Raw genomic sequence first — 25,412 nt, forward strand, 5'->3', positions numbered from 1 at the left:
ACTACTCACCTACTTTTAATATCTTCTTAAGGATATCTTCCATTTTATCAGCTTCACACTCTAAGTCATGCACCACTGTAAGCTCTCTAAGCTCTTTTAGAGCACTTGGTATCTCTAATGAGGTTTTTTCTGATAAAGTATTTAACAGTTCTAAATCGTCCTTATCTCCAGCTTCTATTCCCAAAGCATTGATTATACTCCTATTAAACTTAAATGGACTTGCAGTAGATGCAATTAATACTTTTTTATCGTCACCTGTTTTTTGTACGTATTTTTTATAAACACTATAAGCAACTGCAGTATGTGTGTCCATTAGATAGTTTTCTTTTTCATAAACATCTCTTATAACTTCATACACCTCTTCTATATCTGAAAAATCTCCATAAAAATCTTTTAACTTTTCTTCCATAGAATTAGTTATAGAATACTTTCCATCCTTCTGCAGCGAATCCATTAAGTCTTTAACTAAGCTGCTATCTCTATCCGCTATTTCAAATAAAAGTCTTTCAAGATTTGAAGACACTAAAATATCCATTGAAGGAGATTCTGTTAATACAAGTTCCCTATTTTTATCATAAACCCCTTCCTTAAAGAAGTCAGTTAATACATTATTTTCGTTAGATGCACATATAAACTTATCTATAGGAAGTCCCATCTGTTTTCCATAGTAAGCAGCTAAAATATTTCCGAAATTTCCTGTAGGTACAACTACATTAATTTTTTCTCCTTCTTTTATCTCTCCCTGCTCTATAAGTTTAAAATACCCATAAAAGTAATAAACTATTTGTGGTACTAGTCTACCTATATTTATAGAATTTGCAGAAGAAAGTGCTATATTATTTATATCTAGTTCTTCCTTTAATCCACTATTACTGAATATAGTTTTTACTCCTCTTTGTGCATCATCAAAATTACCTTCTATAGCTACTACATAAACATTATCCCCTTTTTGAGTTCTCATTTGCTTTTCTTGAACCTCTGAGACTCCATCTTTTGGATAATATACAACTACTTTAAACCCGTCTACATCCTTAAAGCCTTCTAAAGCAGCTTTACCAGTATCTCCTGATGTAGCAGTTAAAATTACTATATCCTTATTAAAATTAATTACTTTTTTAGCTTTTTTCATTATTTGAGGAAGAAACAAAAGTGCTGCATCCTTAAAAGCAGAAGTTGGTCCATGATATAATTCTAAAAACCCATTTTTAACTTCAACATTAAATCTACCAGTATACGCATCTTTAATAGCCTCTTTTAAATCTTCACTCGTTATGTCAGTAAAATATTGCCCTATAATTATTTCAGCTAATTCTTCATAATTATAATTTGTTTTCCCCTTTAACTTTGAATAAACCTCTGGAAAACTCTCAGGAACAAATAGCCCTCCATCCCTTGCAATTCCTTTTAATATAGCCTCTGACGAGGATAAATTACTTTCTAATCCTCTTGTACTTTTAAATAACATTTAAATCACCCCAAGTTTACATGATATAACAATTACGTTAAAAAAATTATACCCTGTCCCCTCATAGAATACAAGTGTTTTTTATTTGTAAACATTCTACATTCTTATATTATTAGAAAGCTTTTTAAGATATCGTAAAATCTCTTTATAATTTGCGTTTCTTACAAGAAAATCATATTTCTTTCCATCTTTCATGGTTATTATAGCTTCTGTTTCTAAATCTGGTTCTATTCCACTTATTATCAAAGCTATAACAGCTGCCAACTTAATAACAAGCTTTGCATAAAAATCTACTTCAAAATCATATAAACTAAAAAATCTATCTGAGAATACCCCTATACTAAATAGCACAGAAACAAATCCTCCAGGAGTTGTAATTATATTCTTTAAGAAATTTTTAATCAAACCTTTCTTTGATCTATCCAAAACTCTTTTAAATCTTATATTTTTTATTTCTTCTCTTGTATAAATTCTAGTTCCCAAAGCTTTGTTAAAGTAATTAGAATTTACTACTATTAATCTTTTATTGGTAATAAACATAATATATCCAAAAGAATAGTCACCTGAAAGTAAGAAGGCTCCTGGCATAAACATACCTAAAAAAGCAGAGTACACTATAGCATCTCTATCTGTTCCTTTTATTACCGCTTCTGTGTATTCACCTTTTTCCATAGTGCTTCCAATAAATTCACCACATTCTCTAAGCGCTTTTCTAGCAAGTTTAGTCTGTATATCTCCACTTATTTTATTAAGTTCATCTTCACTTATTTCTGCCCAATTTAAATAATCATCTATTTCTTCGTTGCTATACTCTATTCCATTAAGTTCATTTATTAATTCCGCTTCTAACATCTAAATCCCCTCCAATCTTTCTTTGATTTTCTTTCTTCCTCTGGAAAGTTTATTATAAATATACTCTTTCGATAGGTTTAAATCTTTTGATATCTTTTCCATAGATTCATCTAAAAGATATCTTCTTATAAATATCTCTTTATCCTTTTCCTTTAACTCTTTTATTAAGTTATAAAATCCCTCTTGATCATTTATATCAAGCTCATCTTGAAACTCTTCTTTCCTTAATACCTCTTCTTTAAGTTCAATAACATTATTTTTTTTCTGAATCTTTCTTTTATAATCTATAGCTTTAAACTTAGCAACTGAAATAATAAAGTTAATAAGTTTACCTTTTTCCTCTTTATAAAGATACATATTCTTCCACAAAGTCATAAGAATATCATTAAAACATTCTTCAATCTCCCATCTTTCATTAGAAGAGTTTAGAATCTTATTAATTACACCAAAAATTAGTTTCCCATATTTATTTATTAAATCTTCTATAGCTTTAGGGTCTTTTTCAATAATCTTTTGGACTATTTCCTTATCCTCCACACTATCCCCTCCTTTTACCCTATATACGAAATTGTCATAGCCACTTATATCATTCTACCAAAATTTTCTCAATGAGATTTACTAAAAAACTAGATAAATGCGCCTTAACCCGCATGGAAACTATATATAGTTATATAGATATATAGTTTTATATATGAAGGTAGATTTTAAAATAATTTTAATGAAACTTAAAAATTCTTCTACAGTATCGCAGTGTATGGTACAATTTGTATATTAATTAATATAGGAGGTCTGTTATGAAATCAGAAATTAATCTTATTACAATTTGGACAGATAACTTTAAAGAAATGAAAAATTTTTACAACGAAGTTCTTGGTTTTAAAATTAAAAATGAACTTGATAGCTATGTAGAATTTGAAAATCCAGGAGCACGATTTGCTATTTGTACTAGAGAGGTTATGTTTAGTCATAGCAGCAGGTATAAAGAAAAAGTTACTGGTCAGTCTTTTGAGTTAGCTTTTCCATGTGATAACCCTACTGATGTTGATGAATCTTTTAAGAAATTAATTTCTCTTGGCGCAACACCTATACATGAACCAGAAAATATGCCTTGGAATCAAAGAACAGCCTTATTTTCAGATCCTGATGGAAATATTCATGAGATATTTGCTGATCTATAGTCATAGAAAGGTATGATGCATATGAGCGATTTAGATATTGCAATAGAATTAAGAAGACAAGGTAAACTACAAGAGTCAAACGAACTTTTAATTCTTCTTGTTAATTCTTATCCAGATAATCCTACTATAAATTATCAATGTGCTTGGAGCTTCGATGTTTTAGAACTAGAAAAAGAAGCTGTAAAATATTACGAAAATGCCATTTCACTTGGTCTTGAAGGGGAAGATTTACAAGGCGCAATTTTAGGTTTAGGCAGTACCTATAGAACTATAGGAGAGTATGAAAAATCTAAAGCTACTCTTAAGATCGGTTTAGATAAATTCCCTCATGACAGAAGTATTCAAATCTTTTACTCTATGACTTTATATAATTTAAATGAACATTCAGAAGCTATGAAAATTTTATTAGAAAACTTGGCTGAAACTTCTTCTGATGAAAATATAAAAAATTATAAAAAAGCCATATCATTCTATTCAGATAAACTAGACAACATTTTCTAATAATTTAGGGGGCTAATAATGTTTATAGAAAATAAAGCAATTACTCACAAGAATCTTACTTGGACTCTTCGTTGTCCAAGAATATCAGATGCCGAAAAGCTATCTTCTTTAAGAGTTAAAATAGATGGAGAAACTGAATTCCTGGATAGAGAAGCGGGTGAAAACTTACTTACTAAAGATGACTTTGAAAAAATAATTGATGAAGATAACGCTTCTAATACAAGCTTATTTCTACTTGCAGAAGTAGAAGGACAAATTGTAGGATTTTTAAGATGCGCTGGTAATACCTTATCAAGGTTTAGGCATAAAGCTGAGTTTGGAATATGTATATTAAAAGATTACTGGGGTTATGGGATAGGTAAAATATTAATAGAAAATATGCTTAAATATATGGACTCTTCAGAAGTTAATAAAATCACTCTAACTGTTGTTGAATCAAATGAAAAAGCAATTCAAATGTATAAAAGATTTGGTTTTACTAGAGAAGGACTTCTTATAAATGACCGTATTCATAAAGATGGAAAATATCATAACACTATAATAATGGGAAGATTTTTAGATAAGTAAGCACTAAATTATATAGTTAAATTATAAAAAATATATATTAAAAGGAGACTTAATTTTATGAAACAAAAAAAATCAGCAGGAAAACCCATCCTATCTTCAATTATATGGGGAGTCGCATTAACCTTCCTAGTTAGTGTTGCGTCAGCAATATCAGTAATTCTTGAACTTAGTGATATTGCTACAAGGATTACTCAAACAAGCGCATATTTAATAATGGGTATTATACTTATAATTAACATGACAAGTAAAGAAAAGTCTTTAAAATTGTTTGGATTTAAGAAACTCAATCTTTCTAACACAGGAAAAGTACTATATTACATTCCTCTATTAATTATTGCATTAGTTCAACCAATAATGGGTGGACTTAATTTTAAATTAACTTTAATGGACATACTAACTATAATATTATTTACTTTTTTTGTTGGATTCACTGAAGAATCCTTATTTAGAGGAATTATTAAAGAAAAGTTAAAATCAAAAAGTACAAGCTTTTATATAGTTTTCTCTTCAGTACTTTTTGGAATTCTTCATATGGCAAATGCATTTAGCAATGTTAATATACTAAATGTTATACTTCAAGTAATAAATGCATTTCTAATTGGTCTTATTTTATCAGAACTTATAGCTATTGAGTTTAATATTATTCCACTTATCGCTTTCCACTTTATATATGATGCATTAGCTATGATGACAAATACTAATATCGATGAAACCCCTACCCTTATAGTCCTAGATATACTATATGCAGCTTATGCAATTTATCTTGGTACTAAGTTAAAAAACAAAGATAATCTATCAAAAAACAATCTACATGGATAAATCTTATTCACATAACAAGGAGGAAATACATGAGAAAATACTTTTTTGATAATATAAGATGGATAAGTATTCTATTACTTTTCCCTTATCACACTTTCATGATTTATAATAACTGGGGTGAAAACTTTTATGTTAAAAGTTCTGGTGTATCTATTTTAAGTGCCTTTATCCAAGGTACTTCTCCTTGGTTTATGCCTTTATTATTTGTTATAGCGGGAATAAGTTCTAACTATGCACTTAAGAAAAGAACTCCTAAAGAGTTTATAAATGAAAGAAGATCAAAATTATTAAATCCTCTTCTTTATGGAATTTTATTTCTAGTTCCTATTCAAACATTTTTCGCTGAAAAATTTCACAATGGTTACACAGGAAATTATTTTTATCAATATATATTATTTTTCACAAAACCAACTGACCTAAGTGGATATACTGGTGGTTTTACTCCTGCTCATCTATGGTTTGTTTTCTATTTATTTATCATTTCACTTTTAGCTATTCCTATTGTGGCTAAATATGATAAAAGCAATATTAAATTGAAGATTGCTAATCTATCAGTTATTGGATTGATTCCTTTATTTATATTTCCTTTATTTATGTCACTAATCTTAGATATAGGTGGTAAAAGTATAGGAGAATTTTTTGCTCTATTTATGTTAGGGTATGTGGTATTATCTGAGGATATTATTCAAGAAAAACTTGAAAACAATAGGTTTATTTTATTTATAAGCTTTATTATATTAACAACACTAAATCTATTAATTATATACCTTTGGAAGGTTAATATTGGAATATTTCATGATATTTTTATTAGAATTATTGCTTGGATTGGAATCTTGGGAATTATCGGTATGGGAAAATATTATTTAAATTTCTCAAATAACATTACTAAGTATTTTTCTAAAGCTTCTTTTCCTATTTATATTTTTCATCAATCTTATGTAATATTAGTAGGTTATTACTCACTAAAATTATTTACATCAATCTCTGCACAAGTTATTTTTATAATTTTAGGAAGCTTTATATTAACAATGATTACTTATGAAGTCTTTAGGAGAGTATCTCTTTTGAGAAATATGTTTGGTATTAAAAAATAATCACAGCTTATTTTATTTAGAATTCTTAAACAAAACAACCTAGGATTGTTATCTTTATTAACAATTCCAGGTTGTTTTGTGTCTATACTCTATATTCTTTTAAAGTACTTTTTATATCTTTACTTCTCATCAAAGTACTCATTACAGATATTCCCTCACACCCTGTATCTTTAACTTCTTTAACATTTTTTGGCAATATCCCTCCTAAAGCTACAACTTTACAAGAAACCTCTTTTTTAACCTTACTAATAAAGTCTACTCCTTTTGGTTCTAATCCCTTTTTACATTCAGTGTTAAATATATGAGAAACCAAAACATAACTAGCCCCTTTTTTATCAGCTTCAATAGCCTCTTCTAAACTATGAACTGAAACACCTACTTCTTTAAAACTATAAATTAGCTTATTATCCTGCTCCATAAACACTTGAAATGGTAGCTGTATTCCGTAAGCCTTAAGTTTTATTCCACCCTCTATATTTGAGTTTAAGATAAGTTTTGTCTTATTTTCATCTATAACTTCTTTTACCTTATTCCCTAACTTAACTAAAGCATCAAAACCTAAATCTTTTTCTCTTAGTATTATATTATCTACTCCATTTTCTGAGCATTCTTTAATTACTTGTAAGAACTCCTCTTCATTACTTACGAGTTTTCTATTAGTTATTAAATATATTTTCATAATTTAAGCATCTTCTCTCAAGATATTTATATCCTTACCTTCAAGAATTCTTTTCATATTTCTCATAGAACACATCTTTCCACACATTGTACAGGAATCTGAATGTTCTGGCATAGATTCTTCTCTGTATCTCCTAGGCTTTTCTGGCTCTAAAGCTAAATCAAACATCTCTTCCCAATCTATATCAGCTCTTGCCTTACTCATTTTGTTATCCCATTCCCTAGCCCCTTTTATGCCTTTTGCAATGTCTGCCGCATGTGCAGCTATTTTTGAAGCTACAATTCCTTCTTTCATATCTTCAAGATTTGGAAGTCTTAGATGTTCTGCTGGAGTTACATAACATAAAAAGTCTGCTCCATAGGTTGCTGCAATAGCTCCTCCTATAGCTGAGGTTATATGATCATAACCTGGTGCTACATCAGTAACCAATGGCCCTAAAACATAAAATGGAGCTCCGTGGCATAATTTTTTCTGTAGTAGCATGTTAGCTTCAATTTCATTAATAGCCATATGTCCTGGTCCTTCTACAATGATTTGAACATTTCTCTCCCAAGCCCTTTTTGTTAATTCTCCTAAAGTTATCAATTCTTTAATTTGAGAAGCATCTGTGGCATCATTTATTGAACCTGGCCTTAATGCATCGCCTAGGGATATGGTCATATCATATTTTTCACATATATCTAATAACCTATCATAATGTTCATAGAAGGGATTTTCTTTATTATTTAGTTCCATCCATGCAAATAATAAAGAACCTCCTCTTGAAACTATATGGGTTAATCTTTTATTCCTCTTAAAAGTATTAGCTGATTCTCTATTTAATCCAGCATGAATTGTAATGAAGTCAACTCCATCCTCTCCATGTTTCTCTACAACTCTAAAAAATTCATCAACTGTTATATCCTTAAGTTCTTTGTCATAAAATCCTACTGCATCATAAATAGGCACTGTTCCTATCATAGCTGGAGACATTTCTATTATTCTTCTTCTAAGCCCCTCTGTTTTTCCATAGTTAGAAAGATCCATTATAGCTTCAGCCTTCATATCAATTGCAATTCTAACCTTTTCTAACTCTTGATCAAAATCACAACAGTCCTTTGATATACCTAAATTAACATTTATCTTAGTTCTAAGCCCTTGTCCTACACCTTCTGGAGATATGTTCTTATGATTTTTGTTAGCTGGTATTGCTACCTTACCTTCAGAAACTAACCTTCTTAGCTCCTCAACATTCATCTTCTCTTTTTCCGCTACTATTTCCATCTCTTTTGTTATGATTCCTTTTTTTGCTGCATCCATTTGAGTAGTGTAATTCATATATACGCCCTCCTAAAAATTTATATAGTTTCCCAATCCTTAAATATTGGTTGATAACCTTTATTTATAAGCATATTTTTTATTTCTACTGCAAATCTTCCATCCGATATCTCAAACTGTTCTTCACCAACTTCTACATCAGAGGAATGTCCTCCAACATGAGTAGAAACTCCTGCTGATATCTTATTAACCCCTAAAGGTATTAAGTGTTCCCTTAGCTCTCCGCTTTCTCTTGTGGAAATATTTAAGGAAGCTGTAGGTTTAAATATTCTCATGGCTAATATAGCTTGTACTAAGTCCATATCACTTAAAGGAAGAATATCATCATATCCACCAACACAGGGTCTTATCCTAGGAAAGGAATAAGCTATGTCTACCTCTGGATATTTTTTAAGTAAATAATCTCCGTGTAATCCTGTAAAAAATGCTTCTTTTCTAAAGTCCTCTAGTCCAAGCAGTGCACCTATTCCTAAAGTTCGCATTCCAGCTTTTGCTCCTCTTTCTGGAGCATCTATTCTAAAGCTGTAATTGCTTTTAGGTCCTTTTATATGCACCTTTTTATAAATTTCTTTATTATAAACTTCTTGATATACTGTAAGTCCATCTACTCCTGCTTCTACTACTTTTCTGTAACTCTCTTCATTCATTGGATATATTTCTATAGATACAGATGGGAAGTATTTCTTTAAAATCTTTGTAGCCTCTACTATATATTCAGTTGGATTATGGTACTCGCTTTCCCCAGTAAGAATCAATATATGCTTAAACCCTTGACTTGATATAGCTTTAGCTTCAACCTCTATTTCTTCCATAGTTAGCTTTCTTCTTTTTATTTTATTTTTAGCACTATAGCCACAGTAAGCACATAAATTAACACAGTAGTTAGCTAAATATAAAGGAGTGTAAAGTAAAACCGCTCCTCCAAAATACTGTTTAGTCAATTTATTAGCTCTTTGAGCTATTTCTTCTAAGACCTCTACAGCCTTAGGTGAAAGAAGATTTAAAAGATCCTTTGGTGATAAATTATCCTTATAGATGCTTTTTCTAACATCCTCTATAGTCACCTTAGAAAAGTATTCATCAAAATCAAAATCTTTATAACTATCTACTACCTCTTCATAACTACTATAGTTATTCATTTCTATCGCCTACCTTTAAAAATCCTGTTAATGGAGATGATGCCTTTGCAAAATCTGATACGTGTCCAGCTCCAGCTAAGTAGGATAATCTGCCTGCTTTTATAGCCAATTTAAAAGCTTCTCCCATAAGTACTGGATCATCTGATGAAGCTATTCCTGTATTAACTAAACAAGCTGCCGCTCCCATTTCCATTGCTTCTGCTGCATGAGATGGCTTCCCTATACCAGCATCTACTATAATTGGGGCATTTATTTCTTCTATCATTATTTTTATTATTTCTTTTGTCTTAATCCCTCTATTTGATCCTATTGGTGCACCTAGAGGCATTACAGCTGCTGCACCTGCTTCAATCATCATTTTTCCAAAATATATATCTGGATTCATGTATGGTAAAACTACAAACCCCTCTTTAGCTAAAACTTCTGTAGCCTTTAAGGTTTCAAGGTTATCTGGCATTAAATATTTTGAATCTGATATAACTTCGATTTTTATCCAATTTCCACAGCCCATAGCCTTAGCTATCCTAGCTATTCTTATTGCCTCCTCAGCATTTCTTGCTCCTGAAGTGTTAGGAAGTAACACCATATCTTTAGGAATATGTTCTAGTATGTTTTCCTCTTTGTTATCAAAATCTACCCTTCTTATAGCTAACGTAATAACCTCTGCACCTGATGCTTTAACTACTTCTGGTATTAATTTGTTTGATGAATATTTTCCTGTTCCAATTAATAATCTGCTATCTAATTCTTTACCTGCTATAACTAATTTATCCATTTTAAAACTCCTCATTTAATAATTTTATTTTGAGCCTCCGCCCATAAAACTAATTATTTCTATAGAATCATCTTCATTTAATAATCTGCCTTCAATGTCTTCTCTATTAACTATTTCATAATTAATTTCTACTACAATTCTATTTGGATCTACATTAAGATCTCTAAGTAAGTCAATTAAACTTCTACGCTCTTTAAGTGCATATTCTTTTCCATTAACCTGCATTCTATCACCTCCTCTAACTTTATTTATATATCTTGAACCTGACCGGTTGACTACTTGACCGGTCAACCGGCCAAGTAGTCAACCAGTCAAATTATCATAAAAAAGTGGCTCCGCCACTTCGCTAGGGAACCCTATGTCCTTTCAGGCCTGGGTAAACCCGTTAAAGACCATTTAGGTCTTTAACCCTTCGACGACACTGCGTGTCTTGCCCTCTTAGCCAAGCTTTGCTGGTACATAAAGATTATTAATCTTTATGCCCTCCTTAAGAGGTGGGGAGCACAACCTCCCCTGCACCCCTTGCATTTTTATTGCATAGGAAGAATACACTTTCCTATGCAATAAAAAAAGACTTCCCGAAGGAAGCCTAAAGTTTTCTAAAAGTAGATACTATGTGTATACACTTATAAATCTGCTTCCCTACGGTGGTACTAACCACGTCAGGTTCTTAGAGTTAGAATATCAATTCCTCTCAGCCAAAAGGCACCCCTAGCAAAAAATTATTCTATTTTGGTACATTATACATCTTATAACTTTATATGTAAATGCTTGTTTTATAATTTAATATATTAACATAAACTCCACATGTTGTTTAGTTTATCTCTAAATCGGTCTATAGCCTCTTTTGTTTCTTCTCTATCTTTTTTTGATAAGTTTCCTCTACCACATCTATCTGCATAAGATAATAAGGCAATCTCTTCTACAGAAGTTTCTTCAACAAGTTTTCTTGGGTTCCCAAAAGGAAGATTTTTTTCAACATAAAGATAATGCATATGATATTTTACTAACTTACTAACTTTATCTATAAAATCCTGGTCATCCTCAACTTCTCTTAATAATCTTATAACCATCTCTGCACCTACTGTATCATGATCATAAGACGTCCATCTCCCTTTTCTCTTGACTGTTGTTTTAATCTTTCCTATATCATGTAACAAAGCTCCCCACATAAAGGCTCTTTTATCTGTACTCTTTTCTCTAAGCAGAGCCGCCTCATCTACAACCAACATAACATGGTTCCACACATTTCCCTCTGGATGATATTTAGGCTCTTGAGGTATATCCATTAGTTCTCGTATTATACTAAACGATGTGTCATCTATTTCTTTAGATGCAATTAATTCATTAAGCTTATTTGATGGTTTTTCTTCTTCCAAAAGATATTTTTCAATTTTATTAAACACTTCTTTATTGTCCATATTTACCTCTCACTAATTTAATATTCTTTATTCTTATTATTACCTAAGCTCTTTAGCTGTATTCAATGGCTCAAAAAGCAAAAAAAGTTGCAGAACTATTATATAACTAGTTCTACAACTTTTCATCTAAATTAAATTATTTTCTTTTAAGAACTCTCTTGCAACTGCATCTGGATCCATATTCTCTTCATCAACTTTATAATTTAAACTTCTCATTTTTTCCTCTGTTAACACCCCTGCTAACTTATTTATTAATGGTTTTAGCTCTGGGTATTTTTCTAAAGTATCTTCTCTTACAACTGGAACTGCATCATATGGTGGGAAAAAGTGTTTATCATCTTCTAAAACTTTTAACTTAAAGCCTTCCAGTAATCCATCAGTTGAGAAAGCATCTATTACGTCTGATTCATTTGATTGTATAGAGGTATATCTTAAACCTCCATCTATTCCCTTTGTATCTTTAAAGTTCATGTTATATGTCTTTTGAAGTCCTAAATATCCATCTTCTCTATTCAAGAATTCCATAGTTGAACCTAACCTAAGTTCACCACTTACTTTAGCTAAATCAGAGAAGGAATTAAGATTATATTTATCTGCTGTTTCTTGTTTAACTGCAAGTGTATAAGTATTATTAAAACCTAATGGTTCAAGCCAAGTTGACCCATAGTTCTTCTCAAATTCATCTTTAACAGTATTATAAGCTATATCCTTATCGCTTGTACTTTCCATTCCAAGTATGTTAACTAAGGCTGTTCCTGTATATTCTACATACATATCAATTCCACCAGCTTTTAAGGCATTAAATGCTATAGATGAACCGCCCAAATTCATTTTTCTTTCTACTTCTATATCTGTATTTTCTTCAATAAGTGTTGCTACCATATTACCTAATATTAGCTGCTCATTAAAGTTTTTAGAACCTATTACAATTTTATCTTTATTTACAAACATTGTTTTTGAAAAATTAAATAATATAACTAAAGTCAATACTCCGCATGTAACAGCTAATATTTTTTTAGTTAGCTTTCTATTTTTAATAGTATTATCTACAGCTATTCCTTCTGGAGTAACAACATCTTCTATCTTACCTATTAAGAAATCTATGACTAAAGCAAGTATACAGGCTGGAATTGCACCTGCTAAAATCATATTTGAATTAACAGTTTGTACACCTGAGAATACTAGGTATCCAAGACCTCCGCCTCCAACAAAGGCTGCTATAGTCATTAACCCTACAGCTGTAACTGCTGATATTCTAATACCTGCCATTATTAAGGGAAGTGATAGTGGTAATTCAACCTTTAATAACATCTCTGTTTTGGTCATTCCCATTGCTCTTGCAGCTTCCATAGTATCTTTGTTTAAGTTATTTATTGCTGCATAGGTGTTTTTAAGTATAGGTAAAAGTGAATATAGTAGTACCATTAATATAGCAGGCTTAGATCCAATCCCAAGTATAGGAATTAAAAATCCTAATAGGGCTAAGCTTGGTACTGCTTGAACTAAATTAGCAAATCCAATTATAGGCTTTGCCAAAGAACGCTTTCTAGTTATAAATATTCCTAATGGTACACCTATTATTATAGCTAAAAGAACTGCTATAAAAGTAAGCTGTATATGCTCAATTACTAAACTTATAATTTGATCTTTTCTACTTATTACAAAATCTATAAATGCCTTCATAAGATATTCCCCCTACTCTAAATATTGATTCGATAGTACTGATACCAATGTTGATTTGGTTATTAATCCTAATAACTTTTTATTTTCAACTACTGGTACATACCCAATAGATTTTTCATTCATAGTTTCTAATATCTCTATTATTGAGGCATCCTTAGATACTGATATTATATCCTTTTCCATAACTTCTTCCACAAATTCTTTATCTTGATTTATTCTTATGGATTTCATGGTTATTATACCTTCAAGCTCTCTCTCTTTATTTACTAGTAGTAGAGAATCTACTTTTTTACCTCTCATTAACTCAAGCGCTTGGAATAGAGTTCTTGCTTTATTAGATACTACAGGCTCTTCTATCATTATATCTGTAGCCTTTATCATTTCAGGATTGTTCCATATTCTGCTTTTTCCTATAAACTCTTCTACAAATCCTTCTGCTGGATTTTTAATAATATTTTCTGGTTTATCTAACTGCAGTATGTCTCCATCCTTCATTATGCAGATTCTATCTCCTATTTTTATTGCCTCATCCATATCATGAGTAACAAACACTATTGTCTTTTTAAACTCTTGTTGTATATTAAAAAGCTCTTCCTGTAATTGTGCTCTTGTAATAGGGTCAAGTGCACTAAATGGTTCGTCCATAAGTATTACTTCTGGATTTGTTGCAAAGGCTCTTGCTACTCCTACCCTTTGCTGCTGACCACCACTTAAATCTCTTGGATATCTATCTATATATTTTTGTGGCTCTAGTCCTACCATATTTAATAGCTCTTCAGTTCTAGCTTTTATTTTTTCTTCATCCCATTTTAATAACTTTGGAACTAAAGCTATATTTTCACCTACTGTCATATGAGGAAATAATCCGGTTTGTTGTATTACGTACCCCATATTCCTTCTTAAAGCTATGGTATCTATATCCTTAATTGCTGTATTATTTAGCAATATTTCTCCTTCGGATGTTGGTATTAATTTATTAATCATCTTTAATAAAGTTGTTTTTCCACATCCACTAGGACCAATTAGCACCATCAACTCTCCTGTGTTTATGGTTAGATCTATATTCTTTAGTACTTTTGTTTTCCCGTAGCTTTTGGAAACATTTTTAAATTCTAGCATATATTCTTCCCCCTTTTAAACTGACAACTTTTTTATAAATGTAAGTTGTCTCCAACTAGCAACTCTATGATATCACAAAGTTGTTTCTTTTGCAAATCACTATATCCCTTTTCTAAATGTAAAAAGCTGTTAAATTTTATTATTTCAATAAAATCTAACAGCTTTTTTGCCTTACATCACTATGTTATTTTTACTCATACAGGAATTCATTTACCTTTTCAAAAACATCATCTTTTCCTATTACTACTATAATATCCCCTTCTATAAACGTGTAATTTGGACCAGGAGATACTATTATTTCTTTATTTCTTCTATAGGCTACTATAGTTGCCCCAGTATTTTGCCAAAACCTACTATCATTAACGCTTCTTTCTAAAAACTTACATGTATTCTTTATAGGTATCTCAATAAGCAAAAAAGGAGATATACTTTTAAATCTTTCTAAATAGTCATATATTTCATTTAAGTTTTCTTCTAATCTTCTATCTAAATCATTTTTTGTATTTATTATTTCAACTATATCTTCTCTTATTGAGGATATGTACTTTCTATCTTGGTTTGAAGAAATAAACCTTTCTGCATTTGTAACTGATAATATCTGAATTCCGCTTCCTGGGTTAGCTTTAACTACTTCCATTCCCTCCAAAAGTGCTATTGCTCTTCTGATTGTTTCTGGAGATACATTGTATAGTCCAGCTAAGGTAGAACGCCCACTAATTTTCTTATCTGTTTGGATTTCTCCCCTTACTATTTTACTTGCAATGTCTAAGGCTATTTTTTTATATATTGGAACTAATTCTTCTTTCATCTTTTCACCTACTAAAATCATTCATCTTAAATATTTTATTCCAACCTTATGTAAAAAGCAATTACTTAACTAGGATATTTTATAATATTTAAATTTTCAGAATATATATTCTTTATTGCCTCTACATCTCTTATTTACTAGGTTTCAGCAGAAAAATAATGACTTAGATAAATTTTTAACAATTTTTCTCTTGAACTTCTGAATAAAGATGATAAAATTTAATTGTCGGTATTCATTTTGAAACTGAACTAAATTTATTTCAATTCCTTTAACCGAATTATATCTATAAAAGGAATAAGAACGGAGGTTTATCAATGGAAAGAGGAAAAACTACTACTATGAGTGTAAGAAAGCTTGTAGTAACAGGAATGCTAACAGGCATTACTATCTTTATGGGACTTACAGGACTTGGCTTTATAGCTATTCCACCTGTAAAAGCAACTATCATGCACATACCAGTAATAATAGGTGCAATTATTGAAGGACCACTTGTTGGTGCTGCTGTCGGACTATGTTTTGGATTATTTTCTATGTATCAAGCTTTTGCAAATCCACTTCCAACATCATTTTTATTTTGGAATCCTATTATTGCAATAGTACCTAGAGTATTAATCGGCTTAGTTGCTTATTATGTATATACTTTAGTTAAAAAGAAATTCCCTAAGCTTGGTGTAGGTGTTGCCGCTTTAGCTGGAACTTTAACTAACACTATCTTAGTTTTAGGACTAGCTTATATATTATACGCAGCAAAATTTGCTGAAGCAGTTGGTATAAATCCTGATACAGTTGGAAAAGTATTATTAACAACAGGAGTTATTAATGGTATTCCAGAAGCTATAATTTCTGCATTAATAGCTATCCCTGTAATAACTACCTTAAAAAAAATTAGAATATAAATTTAATATAAAATTTATGGCATCCAAGATTATGTATACTTGGATGCCTTTGTAATAAGGAGATTTACATGTTTGAAATTAAATTTAATGATATAGATGGTATTAAATTAGGTCACGCTCACAATAGAGATGCAGCTACTGGTTGTTCAGTAATTATATGTCCTGAAGGTGCTTCTGGTGGTGTAGATGTACGTGGAGGCTCACCTGGGACTAGAGAAACTGATCTTTTAAATCCAGTTGAATTTGTAGATAAGGTTCATGGGGTTGTTTTATCTGGAGGAAGTGCTTTTGGTTTAGATGCTTCTGCTGGAGTAATGAAATATTTAGAAGAAAATAATATTGGGTTTGATGTAGGTGTTACAAAAGTTCCAATAGTATGTAGCGCTGTACTTTTTGATTTAGTTATAGGTGATTCTAGTATTCGCCCTGACAAAACTATGGGATATGAGGCTTGCATAAACTCTGAACAAAATCTTGATGATATAAATGGTAATATAGGTGCTGGTATGGGTGCTACTGTAGGTAAGATTAAAGGACCTTCATTTTCCATGAAAGGTGGGCTTGGAACCTATGCTCTTCAAGTTGGAGAGCTTCAAGTTGGAGCTATAGTCGCAGTTAATGCTTTAGGAGATATTTTAGATTCTGAAAAAAACTCCTTTATAGCAGGGGTTTTAGCTGATGATAAATTAAGTTTAGATAATACAGAGAAGATTATGATTTCACAATATGATAATCAAAAAAATGTTTTTTCAGGTAACACTACTATTGGAGCTATAGTTACAAATGCTAAATTAAATAAAGCTCAAGCTAATAAAATAGCTACAATGGCTCAAAATGGTTTTGGTAGAGCTATAAGACCTGCTCATACCATGTTTGATGGTGATACAATCTTCTCACTATGCACAAATAAGATTGAAGCTGATATTAATGTTGTAGGTTTACTTGCTGCAAAAGTTATGGAAAAAGCTATAATAAACGCTGTAAAAGAGGCTGATACACTACATGGCATAGTTTCTGTTAAAAATTTAAATCAAAAAAAATCTTAATAAGAATTATTAATTAAAAAGAGTTTTCCATTTTTATGGGTATACATGTACACTTTTCCTCCATTGCCTTTAGTTATATAGATTATTTATTTTATCTGTGCACACAATAATAGTGCAAAGCAAATAAAGCTTAGCAAAAACAAAAAAAATTATAAATCCTATAAAGGATAAAAGGAGGAAACTATTATGGCAAGAAACAATAAAACTTTAATACCAGAGGCAAGAAACGGACTTTCTAAGTTCAAAAATGAGGTAGCAAGTGAATTAGGTGTTCAATTAAAAGACTACAACGGAGACTTAACTTCAAAACAAGCCGGATCAATCGGTGGAGAAATGGTTAAGAGAATGGTTGAACAATACGAAAAATCAATCCAATAATAAATTTTAAGGTGTTTTCCTATTGGAAAACACCTTTTTTATTTTATCTTTCTATCTTATAATAGTATAGAAATAATCTTTCCTTAAGGAGCTGTTATATTGAAGAAGAATTTAAAATATAAATTTAAAATTCTCTTATTTTCATTAATTGCAATAAATGGATTAATGATTTTTCTATCTATATTTAAATTATTTAATATAAGAAAATCTGTGGACGAACTTATGACTTATAACTTTGAAAGCATAATTGCTATAAACGATATGATAAACTATAGTGAAAAACAAAATATAGCTTTATTAAATTACATAGCTACTCAAAATCCTTCTTACAAAATGGATTTTTATAATATGGAGGATTCTTTTATTAATAGCTACGAATTTCAAATAAGTAGAGCAAAAGAAACTGGAGAGCCAGAAATAACAAAAGAAATATATAATAGTTATAGAATTTATTTAAATTCATGTGATGATATTTTCTCTAAAGAAACTTCTGAAATCGTTAGTGTACATTTAACAGATTATTATGATAAAATACAAGTTAATTACATAAAGTTAAAAGATCATTTAAAAGCTTTATATGATATTAATAAAGATGCTCTTACTATTAAAATGACTCATGCACAAGAAGAAATTCGTTTGTCATTTAATTTATTACTTTTTATATGTTTATTTACAGTTGTTTTTAGTTTAATAGTGTCAAACAGATATTTAAACAAGCTTTTACTTCCTTTATCCACTTTGCATAAAGCTATAAAGAGTTTTAAAGATGGTAACTTTTCCTTTGAATCACAAGTATATTCAGAAGATGAAATAGGTGAATTATATAAGGAATTCAAAAATATGTCCGATAAAATAGTTGAATTTAAAAATTCAACCTTAGGACAATTAGTTGAAGAGAAAAACAAATCTCTTTCAATTGTTAAAAGTATATCAAACCCTTTAATAGTATTAGATAGTAATTTTAAATGTATTTTAGTAAATAACTCATGTGAAAATTATTTTAATATTGAGGAACAAAATATACTTGGAGAGCACATTTTAAATTTTATCCCTAATAAAGATTTATATGATTTTATATATGAATCAAAAAAAGAAAGAGTTCAAGGAAAAACTAAGATCATGAGTTTTGATGAAGAAAAATATGTCTTTAACATATCAATATCCACAATTATAAGCATGAATTCTGATTTAAACGGAATCATTATATATTTTCAAGACATAACTAAAATCAAAAAACTAGATCATGTTAAATTTGATTTTATAAGCACTTTATCTCATGAGCTTAAAACACCACTTACTTCTATTATGATGGGAGCTTCCATGTTAGAAGAAGATAGTATCATAAAAAACGAAGAAGAAAGTGGAAAAATAATTGAAACACTTCAAGAAGACTCGCAGAAACTTTTAGATATGATTGATAATCTTCTAAGATTAACTGAACTTGAAAATGAACAAAATTATTTAAACTTAGAAGCAACCGATATATCCGAAATAATAAATAATTCTATAAGAAACTTTATAACTATTGCCCTTTCAAAAAATATCAAGATAGTTTTTGAAAAAGATAAAAATATTCCTCTATTAAATATTGATAGGGAAAAGTTCTTTTGGGTTATAAATAACTTACTTTCCAATGCAATTAAATATTCTCTTCAATATGGAGAGATTATTATAAAATTAAAATATAGAAAAAAGGTTGTAATTCTTACAATAAAGGACTTTGGTATAGGAATTAGTCCTGAAAGTATACCTAAAATATTTGATAAATTTTATAGAGAAAATGAACTTTCTAATGGAACGGGGCTCGGTCTCCCATTATCAAAACAAATAATTGAATTGCATAGCGGAACTATTTCATGTGAAAGTAAGCTAGGAGAAGGTAGTATATTTGAGGTAAACATACCAATTACAGGAGGAAATTTATGAAAAAGATTTTAGTAGTAGATGATACAAAAAATATTAGAGAAATGTTAAAGACATTTTTGGAGATGGAGGGTTTTACTGTTTTTGAGGCAAAAAATGCTGAAGAAGCTTTAAATATATTTAACACTGAAAATATAGATTTAATATTTACAGATATTAAACTACCAAATGTATCAGGAACAGAGTTATTAAAGCAAATAAAGAAAAATAATCGCTTTGTGACAATTATAGTTATGACTGCTTTTGGAACTATAAAAAATGCTGTAGAATGTACTAAATACGGTGCTGCTGCTTACTTACAAAAACCATTTACAACTAAAAGAGTCAAAGCAGTTTTAGAAGAAGTATTAAGAAAAGATACATTAAAAAAAGATTTAAATTCTTATATAACTTTATCTAAAAAACTGATAGAAGAAGAGGATTACCCAAAAGCTGAAGAAGTTTTAAATAAAGCTTTAACTATAGATAATCAAAATTGGGAAATATATCATTTAATTGGGAAAATATCTGAACTTCAAGAAAATGAGGAAAAAGCAAAAAAATTCTATTATATGTCTGACATACTTAAACAGGGTTAATTATTTTATTAAAATAATTAACCCTGTTTCTTTAAATTACTGTGAACTTTAAATTATCCTCTTCTCCATCAATAATAACTTTAACTCCGTCATATACTTCTCCACTTATTATCTTTCTAGCTAAATTTGTTTCAAGAGTATTTTCTATATATCTTTTTAGCGGTCTAGCACCATATATAGGATCATATCCTTCATTAGCTATAATCTCTTTTCCTTTATCAGTTATTTCTAGGTGTATATTTCTTTCTGTTAACTTGTTTCTAACCTTTTCTAAGAAGATATCTATTATATGCTTTATACTATCTGATGATAATGGATTAAAGGTTATTATATCATCAACTCTATTTAAAAACTCTGGTTTAAACCTAGCTTTCATTTCCATCATAACTTTCTCTTTTGCTTCTTTAGTTACCATGTTCTCTCCATTTTCAAGGATATAAGAACTTCCTATATTAGATGTCATTATTATTATGGTGTTTTTAAAATCCACAGTTTTTCCTTTATTATCTGTAAGTCTTCCATCATCTAGAATTTGAAGAAATATATTAAATACCTCCTCATGGGCCTTTTCTATTTCATCAAATAATATAACTGAATAAGGTTTTCTTCTTACAGCTTCTGTTAATTGTCCCCCTTCATCATAACCCACATATCCTGGAGGTGCTCCTATTAATCTAGATACTGAATATTTCTCCATATACTCTGACATATCTATTCTTATTATATTCTCCTCAGAATCAAATAAAGTTCTTGCTAATGTTTTAGCTAGCTCAGTTTTACCTACACCTGTTGGTCCTAAAAATATAAATGAACCTATTGGCTTATTTTCATCTTTTAGTCCAGCCCTTGCCCTTATTACTGCATTTGTAACTGATTTTATTGCTTCTTCTTGCCCTACTACTCTAGTTCCAAGCTCCTCTTCAAGCCTCAACAGTTTTTGCTTTTCCCCTTCAACTAATCTAGTTACAGGTATTCCAGTCCACTTCGAAACAATATCTGAAATCTCATTTTCAGTAACCTCTTCTTTTAATAAAGCGCCTTGGTAGTTTTCCTTCATTTGAGCTTCTTTTTCTTCTATTTTCTTTTCAAGATTCGGAACTAATCCATATCGTAATTCTGCTACTTTATTTAAATCATATTCTCTTTCATATTTTTCAATTTTTCCTCTTACATCCTCAAGTTCTTTCTTTAAGTTTCTTATTTCAGTAATATGATCTTTTTCTTTTTCATATTTAGCAGTCATTTCATCATTTTTACTTTTTAATTCTTTAAGCTCATCTTCTATAGATTTTGCCCTAGCTTGTGACGCAGCATCTTTTTCTCTACCTAATGCCTCTTTTTCTGTTTCTAATAAAAATATCTTTCTTCTTATCATATCTAGTTTTGTTGGCAGAGAATCTATTTCACTTCTTATCATAGCTCCAGCTTCATCTATTAAGTCAATTGCTTTGTCTGGAAGAAATCTATCTTGGATATATCTATGAGATAGCTTAGCTGCTGCAACTATAGCTGAATCATGTATTCTAATTCCATGATGTATTTCAAATCTTTCCTTTAATCCTCTTAAGATTGAAATAGTATCTTCAACTGTAGGTTCATCAACAATTACAGGTTGAAATCTTCTTTCTAATGCCTTATCTTTTTCGATATACTGTCTGTATTCATCAAAAGTAGTTGCTCCTATACAGTGAAGCTCTCCCCTTGCTAATAGCGGTTTAATCAAGTTCCCTGCATCCATAGCCCCTTCTGTTTTACCTGCACCTACAATAGTATGAATTTCATCTATAAATAATATTATTCTTCCTTCAGAACTTTGAACTTCTTTTAGAACAGCTTTTAGTCTTTCTTCAAATTCACCTCTGTACTTTGCTCCAGCAATTAACGCACCCATATCTAGAGAGAATATTATTTTATCTTTTAATCCTTCTGGAACATCTCCTTTAACTATTCTATCTGCTAATCCTTCTACTATAGCTGTCTTACCTACTCCAGGTTCACCTATTAATACAGGATTATTTTTTGTTCTTCTAGATAAAATTCTTACTGTTCTTCTTATTTCTTCATCTCTTCCTATAACAGGGTCTAGCTTATGTTTTTTAGCTAAGTCTACTAAGTTAGTTCCATATTTAGCTAACGCATCATAAGTTCCTTCTGGATCTTGAGATTCCACTCTTTGACTTCCTCTTATTTCTCTTAATACCTTTAAAAAACTATTTTTATCTATATTAAACTTCTTTAGTATTTCTCCTATTTGTCCTTTTGATTCTATCTGCATAATACCAAGCATAACATGTTCAACACTTATATAAGAATCCTTAAATTCATCAGCATATTCTTCTGCTTTAATAAGAACCTCTTCTATTTTTCTTGTTGCATATACTCCTGAAGTAGACGCTCCACTACCTAAAACTTTAGGCATTCTATCTATTATTTTATCTAACTCATTTCTTAATAAACTCACATTTACATTCATTTTTTCAAATAAGTTAGGAACTAATCCATCATTATCATTTACAAGAGCATAAAACAGATGAATAACATCTAAATTTTGATGATTAAATTTTACAGCAGCTACATGGGCATCATTTAAGCTTTGCTGTACTCTTTTTGTCATTTTTTCAATATTCATATGATCACCTCTTAAACTTTTTTTCTTATTTTTTACTCTAATAAAATAATAATACAAAGGTCAAAGAAAGTCAAAGTGTATTTTTTCTTTTTATTATAATATATATTATATGATATAATATATATTAGGAGATATGAGAATGAGGTGAGATTTTGAGAAGAGAACACATTAGTTATCCCTTAGATATGCCAGTTTCTATTTCCTATTGTTCCATTAAGGAATATCCTATCCACTGGCATAATGCTATAGAGATAATTTTTGTACTTAAAGGTACATTAAACATTACTATAGATACAGATACTTATGAAATAGAAGAAAAAGAACTTGAGATAATAAATATAGATGAAGCTCACAGAATTTATTCTGATGACCCAAATAACAGGGTTCTTATGTTTCACATAGATCCAAACTTCTTTGAAAAATACTATAGCGATATAGAAAACATGTTTTTCTATGTAAATACATCGGATGAAGGTGCCCAAGAAAGTGAAGAATATGATGATTTAAGAATATTTTTATCTATAATACTATGTGAGGCTATTCAAAAGAGAGAAGATTATGATGAGGAAATTGAAGATAATTTAATAGATTTATTATATCATTTAATCAATAATTTCCACTACTTAATCTATGAAAAAGAAGAACTTAGAGAAAATGAAGAACAGTTAGAGCGTTATCATAGAATAGCTAAATATATATTTAATAACTATAATAATAAAATAAGTCTTCAAGAAATAGCAAAAAAAGAATTTTTAAGCGCAGATTATCTTTCCCACGAAATTAAAAATGCTACTGGTTATAGCTTTACTGACCTTCTTAATCTTACAAGAGTAGAAGAATCAATAAAGTTACTTTTAGATAGTGATTTAAGTATTTCTGAAATATCAGATGAGGTCGGATTCTCTCATACTAGATATTATAATAAGAATTTTAAATTCTATCATAAATTAACGCCTCTTCAATATAGAAAGAAATTTAAATTAGATGAAAAGGCATATGAAAAAGCTAAAAAAGTTACTCAACTAGACAGTAATGATTCTTTAAAATATCTTTATCCTTATTTACAAGACTATGATAGATTTAATTATGAAAATAAAATTCATAAAATCAATATAAATATGGATGAGGAGTCTTCTGAATGGACTCATAGGTTTAAAGAAGTAATAAATGTTGGAGATGCTTTTGATTTACTTATAGAAGAAAATAAAGATAATTTAGAAGAACTTCAAGAAGAAATCTCTTTTGAGTATGGAAGAATATTTAATTTGTTTGATAGAGACATGGGTATTTTCCCCGGCAGTCAATTTTACAACTGGAATAAGACTAAAACAGTTTTAGAATTTATGCAGTATATAGAACTTAAAGCACTTATACTTATAGATCAAGGGGATTTATCGCAAGAAGAGTTTATAAATGCTTTAAAAAGTTATATAGAATATTTCTCTGAAATCGAAACTGTAGATTTTTTTAATACTAAATATCAGTTTAAAAATTCTCTTGATAAAGCATTCAAAACTTCTATAATTGAGATTTTAGAAGATGCTGGTTTAGATTATTTTAGTGATGATTATGAAGGCAATCATTTAGAAATTAATAAAATATATGATACAGCTTATATGATACCTTATATTATTCATCAAGTTATTAACTACAAAACTCCGCTGAACTTTATAAGGGCTTTTGATGTTTTAGAGAAAGAAGTTATGCTTACAAACGAAGTGTTTTTTGGCTCTTCTGGTTTAGTTAATGATATGGGAATAAAAAAACCTTCTTATTACGCCTTTTATCTTCTAAGTAAACTTGGAGATGTTTTAGTTCAAAAAGGTGATGGTTATATAGTTACTAAAAGCGATGATGAATTCCAAATATTATTATATAACTATGGAGAAGAACTTGATTATTTAATAAGCTCAGAAACCCTAGAAAAAAGAAGAGGAATAAAAAATACTACTGAAAAAAAGATTTCTTTAAATATAGTTAATATAAATAGTGCTAACCAAGTTACCACTTATATGATTAATGAAAAAATAGGTTCTTCTTATAACTATTGGCTTGGTATGGGAAAACCAAATAGATTAAATAAAGAAGAACGGGAGATACTTCATAAGGCATCTTTCCCAGGTATAAACTTTATATATAACAATAAAAGTACAATCTTAAACCTATTACCAAAACTAAAAGGTTATGGAGCCCAACTTATTTTAATAAAAAAAGTACAGAAACACCTTAAATAAGGTGTTTTTTTGTTTTTTTATTAATTATAAATAACTTAAAACCCCTTAATTGTACCTATAATTCATCATAACTATCAATGATTTTTATAATAATTAGAAATATAATATAGACAAGAAGTAAGAAAGCGAGCGTGGATTTATGAAAACACTAAAAAACATGTTTAAATCTGTTAAATTAACTTCATTTAGTCCTAAGTTAAGTTTATTCCAATTAACCTTTGACTTAATTAGCAAAAGATATTAATTAAACTTAAATTATATATTTTATAAAAAAGCTTTAGCCACTTAATGCAGCTAAAGCTTTTTTTATC

The 25,412-nt window shown here is 29.6% G+C and carries 24 protein-coding genes and 1 riboswitch; of the genes, 11 read left to right on the forward strand and 13 right to left on the reverse strand.

Features of this window, described 5'->3' with window-relative positions:
- Window position 1: 1 nt before the first annotated feature.
- The 3 genes from thrC to B3N22_RS05805 all read right to left on the reverse strand — a co-directional run bounded on the left by thrC (window position 2) and on the right by B3N22_RS05805 (window position 2,854).
- Window positions 2–1,465, reverse strand: a complete 1,464-nt coding sequence (thrC, locus tag B3N22_RS05795; protein ID WP_286905380.1) for a threonine synthase — start codon at window positions 1,463–1,465, stop codon at window positions 2–4.
- Between the two features lie 96 nt (window positions 1,466–1,561).
- Entirely contained in the window at window positions 1,562–2,317 is a 756-nt protein-coding gene (locus B3N22_RS05800; RefSeq protein ID WP_286905381.1) for a hypothetical protein, read from the reverse strand.
- Window positions 2,318–2,854: a sigma-70 family RNA polymerase sigma factor gene (locus B3N22_RS05805; RefSeq protein ID WP_286905382.1), complete on the reverse strand. Its 537-nt coding sequence runs from the start codon at window positions 2,852–2,854 to the stop codon at window positions 2,318–2,320.
- A 257-nt stretch (window positions 2,855–3,111) separates the two neighbouring features.
- On the opposite strand from B3N22_RS05805, the gene B3N22_RS05810 reads away from it, so the two are divergent.
- Genes B3N22_RS05810 through B3N22_RS05830 form a run of 5 tightly spaced genes read left to right on the forward strand, consistent with a single transcriptional unit; the run spans window position 3,112 to window position 6,476 of the window.
- Window positions 3,112–3,495, forward strand: coding sequence for a VOC family protein (locus tag B3N22_RS05810; protein ID WP_286905383.1), 384 nt, complete (start codon window positions 3,112–3,114; stop codon window positions 3,493–3,495).
- Between the two features lie 21 nt (window positions 3,496–3,516).
- Window positions 3,517–3,996 (forward strand): tetratricopeptide repeat protein, encoded by a 480-nt coding sequence (locus B3N22_RS05815; protein WP_286905385.1) that lies wholly within the window; start codon window positions 3,517–3,519, stop codon window positions 3,994–3,996.
- Between the two features lie 18 nt (window positions 3,997–4,014).
- Complete coding sequence (locus tag B3N22_RS05820) at window positions 4,015–4,563, forward strand: GNAT family N-acetyltransferase (RefSeq protein WP_286905386.1); 549 nt, start codon at window positions 4,015–4,017, stop codon at window positions 4,561–4,563.
- A gap of 57 nt (window positions 4,564–4,620) precedes the next feature.
- On the forward strand, window positions 4,621–5,382 hold the full coding sequence (locus B3N22_RS05825; RefSeq protein ID WP_286905387.1) for a CPBP family intramembrane glutamic endopeptidase: 762 nt from the start codon (window positions 4,621–4,623) through the stop codon (window positions 5,380–5,382).
- A gap of 29 nt (window positions 5,383–5,411) precedes the next feature.
- Complete coding sequence (locus B3N22_RS05830) at window positions 5,412–6,476, forward strand: acyltransferase family protein (RefSeq protein WP_286905388.1); 1,065 nt, start codon at window positions 5,412–5,414, stop codon at window positions 6,474–6,476.
- Between the two features lie 82 nt (window positions 6,477–6,558).
- On the opposite strand, the gene B3N22_RS05835 is transcribed toward B3N22_RS05830, so the two are convergent.
- The 9 genes from B3N22_RS05835 to B3N22_RS05875 all read right to left on the reverse strand — a co-directional run bounded on the left by B3N22_RS05835 (window position 6,559) and on the right by B3N22_RS05875 (window position 15,417).
- On the reverse strand, window positions 6,559–7,155 hold the full coding sequence (locus B3N22_RS05835) for a thiamine phosphate synthase (RefSeq protein WP_286905389.1): 597 nt from the start codon (window positions 7,153–7,155) through the stop codon (window positions 6,559–6,561).
- 3 nt (window positions 7,156–7,158) lie between these two features.
- Window positions 7,159–8,472, reverse strand: coding sequence for a phosphomethylpyrimidine synthase ThiC (thiC, locus tag B3N22_RS05840; RefSeq protein ID WP_286905390.1), 1,314 nt, complete (start codon window positions 8,470–8,472; stop codon window positions 7,159–7,161).
- Window positions 8,473–8,492: 20 nt separating this feature from the next.
- Complete coding sequence (gene thiH, locus B3N22_RS05845; RefSeq protein WP_286905392.1) at window positions 8,493–9,611, reverse strand: 2-iminoacetate synthase ThiH; 1,119 nt, start codon at window positions 9,609–9,611, stop codon at window positions 8,493–8,495.
- Window positions 9,604–10,386 carry a thiazole synthase gene (locus tag B3N22_RS05850; protein WP_073017923.1) on the reverse strand — a complete coding sequence of 261 codons (783 nt, stop codon included), beginning with the start codon at window positions 10,384–10,386 and terminating at the stop codon, window positions 9,604–9,606. The genes thiH and B3N22_RS05850 overlap by 8 nt, the downstream gene beginning before the upstream one ends.
- Before the next feature lie 24 nt (window positions 10,387–10,410).
- A complete protein-coding gene (thiS, locus tag B3N22_RS05855; protein ID WP_286905394.1) occupies window positions 10,411–10,611 on the reverse strand; it encodes a sulfur carrier protein ThiS in 201 nt (66 codons plus the stop codon).
- A gap of 397 nt (window positions 10,612–11,008) precedes the next feature.
- A riboswitch (TPP riboswitch) is annotated at window positions 11,009–11,109 on the reverse strand.
- Window positions 11,110–11,177: 68 nt separating this feature from the next.
- Window positions 11,178–11,807, reverse strand: coding sequence for an HD domain-containing protein (locus tag B3N22_RS05860; RefSeq protein ID WP_286905396.1), 630 nt, complete (start codon window positions 11,805–11,807; stop codon window positions 11,178–11,180).
- 126 nt (window positions 11,808–11,933) lie between these two features.
- A complete protein-coding gene (locus B3N22_RS05865) occupies window positions 11,934–13,490 on the reverse strand; it encodes an ABC transporter permease/substrate-binding protein (protein ID WP_286905398.1) in 1,557 nt (518 codons plus the stop codon).
- Window positions 13,491–13,502: 12 nt separating this feature from the next.
- On the reverse strand, window positions 13,503–14,609 hold the full coding sequence (locus B3N22_RS05870; RefSeq protein ID WP_286905401.1) for an ABC transporter ATP-binding protein: 1,107 nt from the start codon (window positions 14,607–14,609) through the stop codon (window positions 13,503–13,505).
- 190 nt (window positions 14,610–14,799) lie between these two features.
- Window positions 14,800–15,417, reverse strand: a complete 618-nt coding sequence (locus B3N22_RS05875) for a GntR family transcriptional regulator (RefSeq protein WP_073017934.1) — start codon at window positions 15,415–15,417, stop codon at window positions 14,800–14,802.
- A 314-nt stretch (window positions 15,418–15,731) separates the two neighbouring features.
- Between B3N22_RS05875 and B3N22_RS05880 the strand changes: the two genes are divergently transcribed.
- From B3N22_RS05880 to B3N22_RS05900, 5 genes are all read left to right on the forward strand, one after another.
- Window positions 15,732–16,313, forward strand: a complete 582-nt coding sequence (locus B3N22_RS05880; RefSeq protein WP_286905403.1) for an ECF transporter S component — start codon at window positions 15,732–15,734, stop codon at window positions 16,311–16,313.
- A 68-nt stretch (window positions 16,314–16,381) separates the two neighbouring features.
- Window positions 16,382–17,359: a P1 family peptidase gene (locus B3N22_RS05885; RefSeq protein WP_286905404.1), complete on the forward strand. Its 978-nt coding sequence runs from the start codon at window positions 16,382–16,384 to the stop codon at window positions 17,357–17,359.
- A 186-nt stretch (window positions 17,360–17,545) separates the two neighbouring features.
- The gene (locus tag B3N22_RS05890; protein WP_073017941.1) at window positions 17,546–17,737 is read left to right on the forward strand and encodes an alpha/beta-type small acid-soluble spore protein; all 192 of its coding nucleotides are present in this window, start codon (window positions 17,546–17,548) and stop codon (window positions 17,735–17,737) included.
- 99 nt (window positions 17,738–17,836) lie between these two features.
- Window positions 17,837–19,663, forward strand: coding sequence for a sensor histidine kinase (locus B3N22_RS05895; protein WP_286905407.1), 1,827 nt, complete (start codon window positions 17,837–17,839; stop codon window positions 19,661–19,663).
- A complete protein-coding gene (locus tag B3N22_RS05900) occupies window positions 19,660–20,238 on the forward strand; it encodes a response regulator (RefSeq protein ID WP_021802937.1) in 579 nt (192 codons plus the stop codon). The genes B3N22_RS05895 and B3N22_RS05900 overlap by 4 nt, the downstream gene beginning before the upstream one ends.
- 31 nt (window positions 20,239–20,269) lie before the next feature.
- On the opposite strand, the gene clpB is transcribed toward B3N22_RS05900, so the two are convergent.
- Entirely contained in the window at window positions 20,270–22,867 is a 2,598-nt protein-coding gene (gene clpB, locus B3N22_RS05905; protein WP_286905410.1) for an ATP-dependent chaperone ClpB, read from the reverse strand.
- 152 nt (window positions 22,868–23,019) lie between these two features.
- Here clpB and B3N22_RS05910 point away from each other — a divergent pair, with 152 nt between their 5' ends.
- Window positions 23,020–25,101, forward strand: coding sequence for a helix-turn-helix domain-containing protein (locus B3N22_RS05910; RefSeq protein ID WP_286905412.1), 2,082 nt, complete (start codon window positions 23,020–23,022; stop codon window positions 25,099–25,101).
- The last annotated feature ends 311 nt before the right edge of the window (window positions 25,102–25,412 follow it).

It is taken from the genome of Clostridium sp. UBA1652 (assembly GCF_002320975.1).
Lineage (GTDB): Bacteria > Bacillota > Clostridia > Clostridiales > Clostridiaceae > Clostridium_T > Clostridium_T intestinale.